Below are 13,992 nucleotides of genomic sequence, written 5' to 3' on the forward strand. Positions count from 1 at the left end.
TAGAAGGAATGAGTCCATGCAAGCAGCCGTTTTTCATGACCCTGGGCATATTGAAATGAATGCGCAGGCGACGGTGCCAAGTGTGATGCCAGGTGAAGTATTGATACGCGTGGAGGCTTGCGGCATTTGCGGGAGTGACATGCATATGTACCGCACCAATGCCCATCGCAAGGAGTTGGTGCGTGTCGACTCTAAAGGACTGGAGATCCCGGGGCATGAATTCAGCGGAGTGATTGAAGCGGTTGGAGAGGGTGTGCTCGGTTACAGCATCGGTGAGCGTGTCGTAGGTGTGGGCATGGGCGGAATGGCTGACCTAGTGCCTGTGCCCGTCAATCCGTTTCAACTGGTGCGCATTCCCGAAAATGTTTCTTTCGCCGCAGCGGCGACCACTGAACCCCTGGCCGATGGCCTGCAAATGATCCGCAAGGCCAACCTGAAATCGGGCGACAACGTTGCAGTTTTCGGGGTGGGCATTATCGGTCTTGGTGTGATTCAGGCGCTCAAAGCGCTGGAAGTCGACGTCGGTAAAATTGTCGCCATCGACGTGTCCGACGAGCGTCTGGCCATGGCGATGGAGATCGGGGCGACCGATACGATCAATCCTCGGCACCAGGACCTGCTCAGCACCGCCAAAGCCATCTGTGGCTTTCTGCCAATTACTTATCCCGAGATCGAGCCGACAGATATCAGCGTCGTCTTCGAGTGTGCCGGGTACCTGAAACACATGACCGGGCCCGCACCTCTGGAGTCGGCCCTGCGCATGGCCCGCCCGGGCGACGGCAGGGTCATCTGTTTTGGCGCCTACGAGGACCGCTTGAACATCGACATGATGCCGATGCTTACCAAGCAAATCAGCCTGTTCGGCTCCAACGGCTACGCCGCCGAAGAGTTGGAGTTGGCCTTGCGATTAATGTCGGAAGGCAAGCTCGACCGTGAACGTTTGATATCCCATCAGTTTACCCTTGCCGACATTAGCCAGGCCTTTGAGGTCCAGGGCGGTGGGCAAGCGATCAAGGTCATTCTGCTGCCCAACCGAGAGGCGCTTTGAGCCTTGACTCATTGACGTTTCAAAGCACCCATAACAATAAATGGAGAGAGACGATGGCCCTGCAATCGCTAGGTGAACGTATCGCTGACCTGTTAGTTGCCGAAGGCATAGACAAGTTTTTTTCACTGCCAGAAGTCACTTTCGGCAAGTTGCATCATGCCCTGCATGATCGTGGTGTCCCATTGATCGCTCCCCACCATGAAACTGCCAGCGGCTTCATGGCCGAGGCCTATGCCGCATTCACAGGCAATATTTCAGTAGTGGGCGCCAACTGTGGCCCCGGCGTGATCAATCTTTATTCGGCCATTGCCAACTCATGGGAGGAGCACCTTCCTGTGTTGTATATCGGTTCCGAACGCACGTCGTTGGCGCGTAATTCTCCCCGCCGCTCGAAGTTCCAGTGCCCGCCGAGCATTGAAGTGGTCAGGCCGATGACCAAGTTCGCCGCCGTGCTGGAGAATCCGATGGAGGCCGATGAGCTCTTCCATGAGGCTTTCCGGCAACTGCGATCCGGTACGCCGGGGCCGGTCTACATTGGCCTGCCCTTTGATATGTTGTTGGAAAATCGCGATTTCGGTGAGCTGGTGGCGCCGCAGCATTATCGACCGGCGACATTCGAGGAAGCTTTCAGCGACGCGCAGATCGAAAGAGTCGCATCCATGTTGCTTCAGGCCAAATCGCCTTTGCTGGTGGGCGGTGCGGGGATTCGCAACTCGGGTTCCCAGGCGCTGTTCGATGAGTTGGTGCAAGTACTGCAAGCCCCCGTCATTCTCACCACATCCGGTCGTGGCGTTCTGGCCGATACCCATCCTTATGTTTTTGATCTGGGCCTTGAACCAGGGGCAAGCATCAGCCGCGATGCGGACGTGATTTTCGCGATCGGAACCCCCATCGGCGAAAAACTCGGTTTCGGTGGTTACGCCTACTCGAACGAGCAGAAGGGCTTTCCGAATTATTTCGGTAAACAAGGGGCGCAACGCTGGATTCAGCTTGATCTGGACCCACAGAACATTGGTCGCAATCGCCCGGTGGAGGTAGGCCTGGCGGGGGACATGCGGCAGATTTTGCCGCGATTGATCGCTGCGTTGCGCCGCCATCAGCCACTTCAGCACAACGTCCAGGTGGAGCGCTGGCAAGCCGATCGACAAAGCCGTTATGCCGATTTCTGTGCTCAGGTCGCGACGATCTCGAGCACGCCGATTCACCCGGGGCGCGCTGTCCTCGAAGTCCAAAAGACGCTGCCCGAAGACGTTGTCCTGATCAGGGACGGTGGCGCTTTCAGTATCTGGATGCACAACTATATCCAGCATTCGCTGGGTGGGTTCATGTTTGCCGGCAAGCTGGGCAATCTCGGGACAGGTCTGCCTTACGCACTGGGTGCGTCGTTGGCCGAGGCGAATGCGGATAAGCGTGTTTGCCTGATCACTGGCGATGGCGCGTTCGGCTTCTACCCGATGGAGTTTGAAACAGCAGTTCGTTATCAATTGCCGATCGTGATCGTGGTGGGTTACGACCAAGGCTGGTCTCTGGAGGTGCCTTACTACATGCACGTCTGCGGCCGCACCTTCGAAGTCGATCACGCTTTTGTGCGTCTGGATGACATGGCTCGAGCCATGGGCGGACATGGTGAATTCTGTGAAACCAGTGAACAAATCGCTCCGGCCATGGAGCGGGCATTTGCCAGCGGAAAACCGGCCATCGTCCAGGTGGTGATCGACCGTGAGGTGAATGCCTACCAAATGCCCAATACCCATCTCTGGACACGCTGGCACGCTGACAAAGCGGTCTACAGCGACGAGTGATTGAAAGCACCCGTAGCGCCGCTCGATGCGGTGCTGCGTCCAACCCTATGAGCAGGGCATTCCATGAGCACTCAGGCTACGCAACAACTCACTCGAAACTATCGCTGGATGTCCAGCATCACTGTGTTGCTGGGCACTATTGCCTTGGGTTTTTCCGCAACCATGGTGATGGTGGCTTTACCGGAGATGATGGCCGCGTTCAATGTGGGTCAAGAGGTCATTCAGTGGCTTGCGACCGGTTTTCAGGTCACTGCGACGACCTCAATTCTGGCCACCGGATGGCTGACGGGACGATTTGGCCTGCGGCGTGTTTACGTATTTACGCTGTTGCTGTTTGTTGGGGTTTCGCTCTTGGGCGCTATGAGCTGGAATGCGCAGGTGGCCATTTTCGCTCGCGTCATGCAAGGCATCGCCATGGGGCTGGTTCCGGCCGTGGCACTGATCACGATTGCTCGTGTGTTCCCGCCACAAGCCGTGGGTATGGCCATGGGCGTTTTTGGTGTCGGCGCGGTGCTGGCACCTGCCATTGGCCCTGCAGTTGGCGGGGTATTGCTGGGGCCGTTTGGCTGGCCAGTGATCTTCCTGTTTCCGCTGCTGTTCTGCTTACCTGCGCTGTTACTGGTGTTCAAGTACGTACCCGAGGCGGACCCCACCATCGTTCACGGTCGATTTGATTGGTTGGGCATGCTGCTGCTGACCGTCTTCATTTTCGCTCTGCTGAACATTACCGGGCTGGGCCTGAGCACAGGATGGACGACCTGGCAGACGTTAGGGTGCTTGGCGCTGACATTGGTCAGTCTGGTCTGGCTGGTGTTCTGGCAACTGCGTTGCAAGGCTCCGCTGGTCGAACTCAGTCTGTTTCGTAACCCACGATTCTGGGCCGTGTTTCTGGTGGCGGTACCTTATGGGTTCTGTCTCTACGGCACTAGCTATCTAATCCCGTATTTCCTTCAAAGCGCCGCGGGTTACTCGCCGGCGGATTCCGGTGCCATGCAGGTTCCGGGGGGGATCATTCTCGTGCTGGTCATTTTCAGCGCGGGCGCCTTATGCGACAAGCTCAGCGCTCGAACGGTGACCATCGGTGGTTTGTTTTTGTTTGCGCTAGCGAGCATCGGTTTCACCTTTGCAACCGCCGTGACCGGCTTCTGGGTGGTTGCCGCGTGGTTCACGCTTAGCCGTGTGGCGATGGGAATGCTGATTCCCTCTACCAGTGTTGCCGCCATCCAATCGGTTCCGCCTGCGTTGCTGCCTTACGCCTCTACCACCATGAACTTTTTCATGCAGTTGGGCGGGGCAATCGGCATCAATGTGTTGGCGATCCTTTACCAATGGCGGCTGGAAGGGCATGCCATAACCAATGCTTCGACGGCAGCGTTTGAAGCCTTTCATGAGTGCTTCTGGTTGGCGGCACTGTTGATGCTGTGCGCGCTGTTGCCAGCGGTATTCATTCGCAAGTCCCCCCAAGTCGAGTCGGCACCTGGTTCTGATGCAAGCAAGATTCCCTCTTGTCCCTGAACAACAAATTGGGGAAACACACCCCGAAAATGAAATGGGAGTTTGACGATGAACGCACATACGAATGAAACCGCTCTCAAGGCGGCCATGGCGATGCCCCGTGAGTTACTGATCAATGGGCAATGGCGGACAGCAGACGATGGTCGGACGGCTGCGATTCATGACCCTGCAACCGGCCAGGAGATCGCACAGATTTCTCACGCCGGCGAAAAGGACGTGGACGCAGCGGTCCGCGCAGCGCAGGCCGCCCTGAGCAGCACGCACTGGCGCGATATCACGCCGGCCGTCCGAGAGCGAATGATCTTGCGTTTTGCTGACTTGATCGAGGAAAACGCCGATCTGTTGGCCGGTCTGGAGACACTCAATAACGGCAAGCTATTGGCTAACTCTCGAGGCTTCGACGTACTCGCCGGCGCACAGTGGGTGCGTTACATGGCCGGCTGGGCGACCAAGATCGAAGGTTTGGCGCTGGACGTCTCGGCGTCTGCTCCGGGCACCCGTTTCCAGGCTATCGTCAAGCGCCATCCGGCGGGCGTAGTGGCGGCCATTGTGCCTTGGAACTATCCATTGTTGATGGCCATCTGGAAGATCGCACCGGCGTTGGCCACCGGCTGTACCTTGGTGCTCAAGCCGTCTGAAGAGACGCCTTTGACCGCGTTGAAATTAGCTGAATTGGCGTTGCAGGCAGGCATCCCCCCAGGTGTTTTCAACGTTATTACCGGTGACGGTGCAACGGGCGCGGCGCTGGTCCGCCATCCAGGTGTGCATAAAGTCGCGTTTACCGGATCCACCGAAGTCGGTCGGATAATTGGTCAGCAATGCGGACAGGACATCAAACGGGTGTCGCTGGAATTGGGCGGTAAAAGCCCGGTCATTGTTCTGGATGATGTTGATGTGCAGGCCGTGATTGCCGGTGCCAGTAGCGCGATTTTTTATGATCAAGGGCAGGTCTGCACCGCGGGCTCACGATTGTACGTGCACAAGAAACACTTCGATGAAGTGGTCGATGGGGTTGCCCAGGCGGCGAAGAGCTTGCGCCTGGGATCAGGCTTCGATCCGCAGAGCCAAATAGGCCCTTTGATTTCAGCCAAGCAACGTCAGCGAGTGTTGGGGCTGATCGAGACTGGCGCGCGCGAGGGCGCTGAGTTGCTGGCGGGAGGTGTGGCGCCGGACGGGGCTGGATACTTCGTCCAGCCCACTGTGTTTGCTCATACCTCGGGTAAGCCACTGACGTTGGTTAGGGAAGAAGTGTTTGGTCCAGTGCTTGTGGCCCAGCCTTTCGACGACATCGAGGAAGTGATTCGTCAGGCCAACGATACTCCCTACGGCCTGGCGGCCAGTGTCTGGACGCGCAATATCAGTCATGCGTTACGGGTTGCCGAGCGCATCGAGGCCGGTACGGTTTGGATCAACACCCATCTGCCTTCGGACCCGAACATCCCGTTTGGCGGTTTCAAACAGTCAGGGATAGGGCGTGAAAACGGTCGCGCAGCCATTGAGGCTTATACCGAAACCAAGTCGATCGTCATCGCCTATTGAGGCTATGTGTGTCCCTGAGGGTGTACAGCGACTGCCTGTACGCCCTCAATAGTTTTCTCAGTTATGAAACAGAACTCAGGCAGTCTTTTGTATCCCAAGCGCCCAGGCAATTGATCCTCGAGCAGTCTCAAGCATCAGTTTCACGCGTTCGGCTTTAGTCAGCGGGGTGCGCTCAAGCCACTCCGGGATATTGTTTAGAATCGACACCATGCTTTGAACCGCGGCCTTCAGGTTTGGCGAGTACGATCCGCTATCTGAAAGCAACGCCAGAAAGTACTCCTCATAACGTTGGCGCAGCTGCTGGATCCGTTCCTGGTGTTGAGCGCATAGATTGCGCGATTCATGTTCGGCTACCTGGAAATATGCCGCTCTTTGCTCATGCAGGGCGATGTGTGCCTGTAGTAACGCATTCAATTTTGCTGTGGTGCTTCTGTTCTTGCGTAATTGGTTCTGGGCATTAACCAGCAGTGTCTCGTAAAGCTCTTCGATCACTTCGAATAGAAGGGCTTCCTTGCTTTCGAAGTGGTGATACAGCGATCCAGCATGGATGCCGAGATGAGCGGCCAAGTCGCGCATGCTCACCTGACCGAAACCCCTGATGGCGAACAGCTCTACCGCTTTTTGACGTGCCTGAAGTTGACGTGTCAGGGCAGAAGGCAAGCTTTCGACGCTTGCCATGGACCGCCGCTCAGTCATAACGGTAAAACCCTTGGCCGACTTTGCGACCCAGATATCGCGCAGCAACCATTTCCTTGAGCAATGGCGCAGGGCGGTATTTGGGGTCACCAAAGCCGTCATGGAACGATTCCAGTACCGCCAGCAAAGTATCGAGACCGATCAAGTCAGCCAGTGCCAGCGGGCCGATCGGTTGGTTGCAGCCCAGTTTCATGCCTGTGTCGATGTCTTCCGCACTGGCCAAGCCTTCCTGCAGGGCGAAAATGGCTTCATTGATCATAGGCACCAGAATCCGATTGACTGCAAAGCCAGGGCTGTTTTTTGCCGTGATCGGCGTTTTGCCAATTTGTTCGGCGAAGGCCAACGTTCGGGCATGCGTCGCGTCGGAAGTTTGCAGACCGCGAATCAACTCCACCAATTTCATCATCGGCACCGGGTTGAAAAAGTGCAGGCCAATAAAACGCTCAGGATGGCTGATCGCTGCCGCCAGTTGAGTAATGGACAGCGATGAGGTGTTACTGGCAATGATGCTTGCGGCATCGACCTGTCGGTCAATTTGCTCAAGGATACGCAACTTCAGGTCAAGGTTTTCTGTGGCGGCTTCGATAATCAGGCTTGCGTCGGACAATGCGGCATAGTCCGTCGTGGCATGAATCCGGGTTAAAGCCTGGTTCTTCGATTCTTGCGTCAAGGTACCTTTACGAACCTGGCGTGCCAGGTTAGTCGCAACGGTTTCAAGGCCCCGTGCCAAAGCCTCGTCGCTGACATCCACCAACGTCACCTGCAGGCCTGCGATGGCGCATACCTGCGCGATACCATTACCCATGGTGCCGGCACCAATCACAGCTATTCGTTGCATATTCATAGGATTTTCCATGGTGTCAGTGTCAAACGCGCTCGAAAATCGCAGCGATCCCCTGGCCGCCGCCGATACACATCGTTACCAGGGCATAGCGCCCCTGGATTCGGTGCAGTTCAAAGATGGCCTTGGTCGTGATGATGGCGCCGGTCGCGCCCACTGGATGGCCAAGCGAGATGCCGGAACCATTCGGGTTGACCTTTGCCGGATCCAGATCGAGCTCGCGCGCTACAGCGCAGGCCTGGGCCGCAAACGCTTCATTTGATTCGATGACATCCAGGTCGGCCACGGTCAAACCGGCGCGAGCCAGTGCCTGGCGTGTGGCGGGGATCGGTCCGAGCCCCATCAGTTGCGGGTCGACACCCGCATGGGCATACGCCACAAGGCGGGCGAGGGGACGCAGGTTGCTGTTCTGGATCGCCGCACCGGTAGCTAGTACCAACGCAGAGGCACCGTCATTCAAGCCTGACGCGTTGCCCGCCGTAACGCTTCCGTCTTTGCTGAAAGCAGGATTCATTTTTGCCAGCTGTTCCGCAGAGGTATTGCTGCGGACATGTTCATCCACCTCAAAGCGCTCGATGCCTTTACGGCTGGTCACCTCTACGGGCACGATTTGGCTCAGGAAGTGCCCGTTGGCAATCGCTGCACCTGCGCGTTGCTGGCTTTGTAGTGCCAGAGCGTCTTGCATTTCCCGGGTTATGCCGTATCGCTGTGCAATATTTTCAGCCGTAATACCCATATGAATGCCGTAGAGAGGGTCGTGCAAAATGCCGAGCATGTAGTCAATGGCTTCAAGATTGCCCAGTCGTCCGCCCCAGCGTGCGCCGGGCAGCATGTAAGGGCCTCGACTCATGGATTCGACGCCACCGGCAACGGCGATTTCGGCGTCGCCCAATATCAGGGACTGGGCGGCACTAATGATTGCCTGCAAGCCAGAGCCGCAGAGACGATTGACATTAAACGCTGGAGTTTCCTGTGGAATGCCTGCATTCAAGGCAGCGACGCGCGACACGTATGCGTCTTTGGGGTCGGTTGGTATGACGTTTCCCATCACCACATGACCTACCTGTTGTGCGTCGCACCCACTGCGCGTTAATGCCTCCTTAACCACCGTGGTTGCCAACTGCGTGAGTGGCACATCCTTGAGTGAACCGCCGAAGGTGCCAATGGGTGTTCTGACTGCGCTGAGAACATAAACATCAGGCGAGGACATGGGGATCTCCGATAGAACTTATGGGGCTTACCAAGTATGCGCATGCCGGTATTGGAAGTAACACAAACAAGGGGATAGAGAATCCTAGGATCAACGATCCAAAAAAACTGGCTTTCTCTTTTCGATAAATGCTTGCATGCCTTCCTTCTGGTCTTCAGTTGCGAAGGTGGAATGAAACAGGCGCCGCTCGAAGCGCACACCTTCGGCAAGACTGGTCTCGAATGCGCGATTGACCGCTTCTTTAGCCATCATGTTGATGGGCGCCGACTGCTGACATATACCCGCGGCTATGCTGAGCGCTTCTTCCAGCAGTCGGGCTGCGGGCACCAGTCGGCTCACCAGACCACAACGTTCCGCCTCGTCGGCATCCATCATGCGCCCGGTCAGAATCATGTCCATGGCCTTGGATTTACCGACAAAACGAGCTAATCGTTGGGTGCCGCCGCACCCGGGAATGGTGCCGATGGTTATTTCCGGCTGCCCGAATTTCGCGGTGTCAGCGGCAATGATGAAGTCGCACATCATTGCGAACTCACAGCCGCCGCCTAAAGCGTAGCCAGCGACTGCAGCGATAGTGGGTTTTCGAAACGCCGCCAAGCGGTCCCAGGTTGCGGTGATGAAGTCAGTTTTGTAGACCTCCATGTAAGAAAAGTTTTGCATTGACTTGATATCGGCGCCGGCAGCAAAGGCTTTCGCGTTGCCAGTCAAGACAACGGAGCCCACGTTGTCATCGACCTCCAATAAATCAAGAAGGTGGCAGAGTTCCTTGGTTAACTCTGGAGACAATGCGTTGAGTGCTTGCGGACGGTTGAGCGTGATGAGTGCGACTTTTCCGTGCATTTCCAGCAGGAGATTGGTGTAAGTCATTGGGTAGTCCCTTCTAATGGAGTTGAGGCTGCGCTGGCAAATTGAACTGAGGTGAAAGGGATCCCGTCCGGTTCGAAAACCTTTGAGCTAAACTCTTCGGCAACATCCATCCCCATAATCGATCGCTACGGGACAACGACGGCGTGATCCGCATGGGTCCTGTAGCGACTATCAATGTAATGTTTGTGAATTTCTGTGTGATCGTCTGAACGGACTAAATTGGGGTTGCCTGCGTCAACACCCGCTGGAAAATGCTCACCGCGGCGCATTTGAAGGATGAATTAAATGAGAGAGGGTTTGGCATGATGTTAGACGTGCAAGACGTTGAGGTCGAAACGTCCCCTCGCAGCGGACGCCAGGAAGCGATATTTGAATCGCAATCTTGGAGGTACCAATGTCACGGCATACTCATCGCAGTTACACCGAGGATTTCAAAACTCAGGAAGTGAGCCTCGCGAAAGCCGAAGGCCGAGGCGAAGTGGCTCGACAGTTGGATGCCTCGGTCAAAACGTTAGGTAAATTGGCTGGATTCGGCGCGTAATGGGCCCTTGATGCTCCCTAAAAACGAGTCTATAATTAAGCCTTTTTCTGCGCAGGAAATAAAGAAAACCCCTTAAATTTCAATGAGTCGGACACCAGATACGAGTCTCGTTTCCCGCTCCAATCTCCTAATTTGTATTCTCTGTATGGTCAATCTGTGGTTATTCGCGCAGCGTTTTGCCGCAACTGATCCAAATAGTCAGCCCATTGTTGAGCCGCCTCCCTGCGTTTTACCAGCAGTTGGGCGCGCGCGTAGACAGCCCCTAGCGCCCCTGGCATCCGGTGGGATAACGACAGTTCGAGCACAATTGGATCGATGCCCAAGTGCTCGTGGGCAATGGTCCTGTAGGTCGCACGAAAGCCATGGGCCGTGATGTCGTACTCTGGCCAAATACGCTGAAAGGACTTGAGCATGGAGGTCGGGTTTATGGGGCGTCCCGGATAGACCGGCGAGACGAACACCCAGCCTTTGCCTTCTTCATCCACCACGCGGGTTTTATGTAGCTCGCGTAACAGAACCAAGGCTTGTTCAGGCAACGGCACGATATGTTTGCTCTTGTCCAGATGTTTGGTTTTGCTTACCACATAACGCCAATCTGCGCCCACCAAGTCGACATCTTCCCAGCGCATCTGCACCAGTTCGCCTGGGCGGACGGGCAACATGACCAGCAGGCGCATGGCGGTGGCAACGCTGCCATTGTTGCAGTCATCAAGGCGTAGAAGAAACCGGCCTAGGTCGGCTGGCCTTTCGATCGCTGGGTTGCTGGTCACGACATGGCGGATCTTCAACTCCTCAATGTTGCTGAGCGCCACATTGCGTTCCACCCATCCGCGCCCCTCGGCAAAGCCCAGGACGGCACGGATTATGGTACGTACGCGCCGGGCCATGGCCATGGTGCGCTGGCGGCGCAACTCCGTAATGATTGTGGTGATGTGCTCCAGCTTGATCTCGCTGACCGGCTTTTTACCGATCGCGGGCAAGATGTGGTTGTTCAGCGCTCCGTTAAACCCCGCGATGGATTTGGTTACTAGCTCGGCAGACTTGAACGTCAACCATTGCTTGGCTACGTATTCGAAGGTGCGCACCTCGTTGAGTAGGTGTGCTTCGATCTTGGCGGTCTTGGCCTTGAGCGGTGCGGTGTGGTTAGCCACGTCGCGGCGCGCGCCGCGGGCAATGTCGCGCGCCTCCTTGAGACCAATGTCGGGGTAAGCGCCGATGGAGAAGCGGTTTTCCTTACCATACAGCCGGTACTTCAATCGCCAAACCTTGGAAGGGGATTTGCCGACCTTGCTCGACGCCCTTACCTCCAAGTAGAGACCAGGAACTTCGCCGTCGGCATGCTTGCCACATTCGGTCAGCGAGCGGATGAAGGCATCGCTCAGTTTTCGTCTGAAAACGACTGCATTATTTGGGGGCATCGGTGGGGGCATCCTTTTTAAGGAACCGAAATTTGCCCCCAATTATGCCCCCATGAGTCGTGGAATCCATTGGATTTAGACAGACGGCAGCGGACTGGAATAACCAATAAGTTGTTGTCATAAAACGATTTTATGGAATTTAATGGAACTCCATTATAGGCTATCGGGGTCCCCAAAAAACATCTGAATCCGCGACCGCAACCACCGCTCCCCCGGATCATTATCCTGCGACCCACGCCACGCCATGTGCAGTTCAAACGAGCGCACCGGCAAGGGCGGATCCTCCGCCCGCAGCCCACCCGCAGATGTCAATGCCTCTGCCGCATAATCCGGCACGGTCGCCAGGATGTCAGTACCCGCCAACAACGTCCCCAGCCCGTTGAACTGCGGCACCGCCAACACCACGTGACGTTTGCGGTCGAGCTTCTCCAGTTCTTCGTCAATAAACCCACTCAGGTCGCCGGCAAACGACACCAGTGCGTGTGGCCGCGAACAGAAGTCGTCGAGGCTCAGGGAGCCTGGCACGCTGTCAGCGCGCAGCAGTTTGGGCAGGCTGCGGCGCAGTACTTTGCGTTTGGCGTTGGCCGGGAGGTCGGCGGTGTAGCTGACGCCGATGGAGATTTCGCCGGAGGCCAGCAAGCCGGGCATCAGGATGTAATTGACGCGACGCACCACCAGCACGATGCCGGGGGCTTCGGCGCGCAGGCGTTTGAGCAGTTGGGGCAGCAGGGCGAATTCGACGTCGTCGGACAGGCCGATGCGGAACACCGCTGTGCTGGTGGCCGGGTCGAACTCGGCGGCGCGGCTGACGGCGGTGGAGATCGAGTCCAGGGCCGGGGAGAGCAGGGCGAAGATTTCCACCGCCCGGGCCGACGGCTCCATGCTGCGACCGGTGCGCACGAACAGCGGGTCATCAAACAGCCCGCGCAAGCGCGACAACGCCGCGCTGATGGCCGGCTGGCCGAGGAACAGTTTCTCGGCGGCGCGGGTCACGCTGCGCTCATGCATCAAGGTTTCGAATACGATCAAGAGGTTAAGGTCGACACGACGCAGGTCGTTACGGTTCATCTTGTGTCCTGGAAGAGTCAGCAAACTTGACGAGAGCAGCCATATAAGAAGAATGACCGGCATGAATCTTACGGGTAAAGGCTGTTACTCTGCACAGGAAAATTGAGTTTTCTTACAAGCTCTGAGGTCTATTCCTCAGTTGCGGAATCAATGACAGGCATGTCGACTATTAATGGCGACCGGTGGTCTTACCCGGAAAGCCCAGATAGAGTTCATGGCATTAGAGGTTACTTTGACGAGGTTTGCGATGTCCCGCACGATCCGTTTTCACAAGTTTGGTCCGGCCGAGGTGCTCAAATGCGAAGAGCATGCAGCCGCGCAGCCCGCACCGGGCGAAGTGCAGGTGCGTGTCGAAGCGATTGGCATCAGCTGGTATGACATTCTGTGGCGCCAGAACCTGGCGTCTTCCCACGCACGCTTGCCGTCCGGCCTTGGCCATGAGATGGCCGGGGTGGTGGTCGCCGTCGGCGATGGCGTGGACGATTTGGCCGTGGGTGACAAAGTCGCGAGTTTTCCGGCGGAAAGCCCCAATGATTACCCGGTGTATGGCGAGCAGATCGTCCTGCCCCGTTCGGCCTTGACCCGCTACCCGGATGTCTTGAGCCCGATCGAAGCCAGCGTTCACTACACGCCGCTGTTGATTGCGTATTTTGCTTATGTGGATCTGGCCCGGGTCAAGCCTGGGCAGTTTGCCCTGGTGACAGATGCCAGTCACTGTGCCGGCCCGTCCTTTGTGCAACTGGGCAAGGCCCTGGGTGTTCGGGTGATTGCCGCAACCAAAGACAGCGCGGAGCGCGAGTACCTGCTGTCCCTCGGTGCGGAAAAGGTCATCGTCACCGAAGAGCAGGACCTGCTCATGCAAATCAACAAATTCACCGACAACCGTGGTGTCGACGTGGTGTTCGATGGCTTGGGTGGCCCGCAGATGTCGTTGCTCGGCGATGTGCTGGCACCGCGTGGCAGCCTGGTGCTGTATGGCTTGCAAGGCGGTAACCAGACGCCATTCCCGGCGTGTGCGGCGTTCCAGAAGAACATTCAGTTCTTTGTGCACTGCATTGGTAACTTCACCGGCAAACCCGAACTGGGCATCATCCAGGACCAGGTGGCCCTGCAGCGCGCCTTGCGGGATATCAACCAATTGACCGCCGATCGCGTGTTGGTGCCGCTGAAAACCACGGTGTTTCCCTTCAGCCAGTTCGTGGAAGCGCACCGCTACATGGACGAATGCCCGTGCCGCGAACGCGTTGCGTTGCAGGTTGAAGCTGTTTAGGGCGTAGGAAGATTCTTAAACCAGCCTTCCTACCACCCGCCGCATGAGGCAAATGCGCCATTTGACAAGGCTGAACCTGCACAGCCCGCCAGGTACCCAGCTGGCGCTTTAGCCCATGAATCCGGCCTTTCTCTCCGACGCCGCCCTGGAATCCAGCGCGGCGTCTTTGTGTGCGCG

The 13,992-nt window shown here is 56.8% G+C and carries 11 protein-coding genes; 5 read left to right on the top strand and 6 right to left on the bottom strand.

The features are described from left to right. The first annotated feature begins 16 nt into the window (after nucleotides 1–16). The 4 genes from NL123_RS15770 (at nucleotide 17) to NL123_RS15785 (ending at nucleotide 5,904) form a co-directional block, all read left to right on the top strand. Nucleotides 17–1,048 carry a zinc-dependent alcohol dehydrogenase gene (locus NL123_RS15770; protein WP_494358268.1) on the top strand — a complete coding sequence of 344 codons (1,032 nt, stop codon included), beginning with the start codon at nucleotides 17–19 and terminating at the stop codon, nucleotides 1,046–1,048. Nucleotides 1,049–1,101: 53 nt separating this feature from the next. Further along, nucleotides 1,102–2,850 (top strand): thiamine pyrophosphate-binding protein, encoded by a 1,749-nt coding sequence (locus tag NL123_RS15775; protein WP_494358269.1) that lies wholly within the window; start codon nucleotides 1,102–1,104, stop codon nucleotides 2,848–2,850. A gap of 63 nt (nucleotides 2,851–2,913) precedes the next feature. Then, a complete protein-coding gene (locus NL123_RS15780; protein ID WP_494358270.1) occupies nucleotides 2,914–4,365 on the top strand; it encodes an MFS transporter in 1,452 nt (483 codons plus the stop codon). A gap of 48 nt (nucleotides 4,366–4,413) precedes the next feature. Continuing rightward, nucleotides 4,414–5,904: an aldehyde dehydrogenase family protein gene (locus tag NL123_RS15785; protein ID WP_494358271.1), complete on the top strand. Its 1,491-nt coding sequence runs from the start codon at nucleotides 4,414–4,416 to the stop codon at nucleotides 5,902–5,904. Nucleotides 5,905–5,979: 75 nt separating this feature from the next. On the opposite strand, the gene NL123_RS15790 is transcribed toward NL123_RS15785, so the two are convergent. The 6 genes from NL123_RS15790 to NL123_RS15815 all read right to left on the bottom strand — a co-directional run bounded on the left by NL123_RS15790 (nucleotide 5,980) and on the right by NL123_RS15815 (nucleotide 12,545). Beyond that, nucleotides 5,980–6,582 carry a TetR/AcrR family transcriptional regulator gene (locus NL123_RS15790; RefSeq protein ID WP_494358272.1) on the bottom strand — a complete coding sequence of 201 codons (603 nt, stop codon included), beginning with the start codon at nucleotides 6,580–6,582 and terminating at the stop codon, nucleotides 5,980–5,982. A 10-nt stretch (nucleotides 6,583–6,592) separates the two neighbouring features. Further along, nucleotides 6,593–7,444 carry a 3-hydroxybutyryl-CoA dehydrogenase gene (locus NL123_RS15795; protein WP_494358273.1) on the bottom strand — a complete coding sequence of 284 codons (852 nt, stop codon included), beginning with the start codon at nucleotides 7,442–7,444 and terminating at the stop codon, nucleotides 6,593–6,595. 22 nt (nucleotides 7,445–7,466) lie between these two features. Continuing rightward, nucleotides 7,467–8,651, bottom strand: a complete 1,185-nt coding sequence (locus tag NL123_RS15800) for an acetyl-CoA C-acyltransferase family protein (RefSeq protein ID WP_494355728.1) — start codon at nucleotides 8,649–8,651, stop codon at nucleotides 7,467–7,469. 90 nt (nucleotides 8,652–8,741) lie between these two features. Continuing rightward, complete coding sequence (locus NL123_RS15805) at nucleotides 8,742–9,518, bottom strand: enoyl-CoA hydratase (protein WP_494355729.1); 777 nt, start codon at nucleotides 9,516–9,518, stop codon at nucleotides 8,742–8,744. Nucleotides 9,519–10,208: 690 nt separating this feature from the next. After that, complete coding sequence (locus tag NL123_RS15810; RefSeq protein WP_494355730.1) at nucleotides 10,209–11,477, bottom strand: tyrosine-type recombinase/integrase; 1,269 nt, start codon at nucleotides 11,475–11,477, stop codon at nucleotides 10,209–10,211. A 153-nt stretch (nucleotides 11,478–11,630) separates the two neighbouring features. Then, complete coding sequence (locus tag NL123_RS15815; protein ID WP_015371980.1) at nucleotides 11,631–12,545, bottom strand: LysR family transcriptional regulator; 915 nt, start codon at nucleotides 12,543–12,545, stop codon at nucleotides 11,631–11,633. Nucleotides 12,546–12,792: 247 nt separating this feature from the next. Here NL123_RS15815 and NL123_RS15820 point away from each other — a divergent pair, with 247 nt between their 5' ends. Beyond that, the gene (locus NL123_RS15820) at nucleotides 12,793–13,815 is read left to right on the top strand and encodes a zinc-dependent alcohol dehydrogenase family protein (RefSeq protein ID WP_071495692.1); all 1,023 of its coding nucleotides are present in this window, start codon (nucleotides 12,793–12,795) and stop codon (nucleotides 13,813–13,815) included. The last annotated feature ends 177 nt before the right edge of the window (nucleotides 13,816–13,992 follow it).

The organism is Pseudomonas sp. FBCC-B1565 (assembly GCF_059133265.1).

Coding starts and splice junctions, on each gene's coding strand:
- NL123_RS15770 (WP_494358268.1), top strand. CDS start 17: ATGCAAGCAGCCGTTTTTCATGACCCTGGGCATATTGAAATGAATGCG.
- NL123_RS15775 (WP_494358269.1), top strand. CDS start 1,102: ATGGCCCTGCAATCGCTAGGTGAACGTATCGCTGACCTGTTAGTTGCC.
- NL123_RS15780 (WP_494358270.1), top strand. CDS start 2,914: ATGAGCACTCAGGCTACGCAACAACTCACTCGAAACTATCGCTGGATG.
- NL123_RS15785 (WP_494358271.1), top strand. CDS start 4,414: ATGAACGCACATACGAATGAAACCGCTCTCAAGGCGGCCATGGCGATG.
- NL123_RS15790 (WP_494358272.1), bottom strand. CDS start 6,582: ATGGCAAGCGTCGAAAGCTTGCCTTCTGCCCTGACACGTCAACTTCAG.
- NL123_RS15795 (WP_494358273.1), bottom strand. CDS start 7,444: ATGAATATGCAACGAATAGCTGTGATTGGTGCCGGCACCATGGGTAAT.
- NL123_RS15800 (WP_494355728.1), bottom strand. CDS start 8,651: ATGTCCTCGCCTGATGTTTATGTTCTCAGCGCAGTCAGAACACCCATT.
- NL123_RS15805 (WP_494355729.1), bottom strand. CDS start 9,518: ATGACTTACACCAATCTCCTGCTGGAAATGCACGGAAAAGTCGCACTC.
- NL123_RS15810 (WP_494355730.1), bottom strand. CDS start 11,477: ATGCCCCCAAATAATGCAGTCGTTTTCAGACGAAAACTGAGCGATGCC.
- NL123_RS15815 (WP_015371980.1), bottom strand. CDS start 12,545: ATGAACCGTAACGACCTGCGTCGTGTCGACCTTAACCTCTTGATCGTA.
- NL123_RS15820 (WP_071495692.1), top strand. CDS start 12,793: ATGTCCCGCACGATCCGTTTTCACAAGTTTGGTCCGGCCGAGGTGCTC.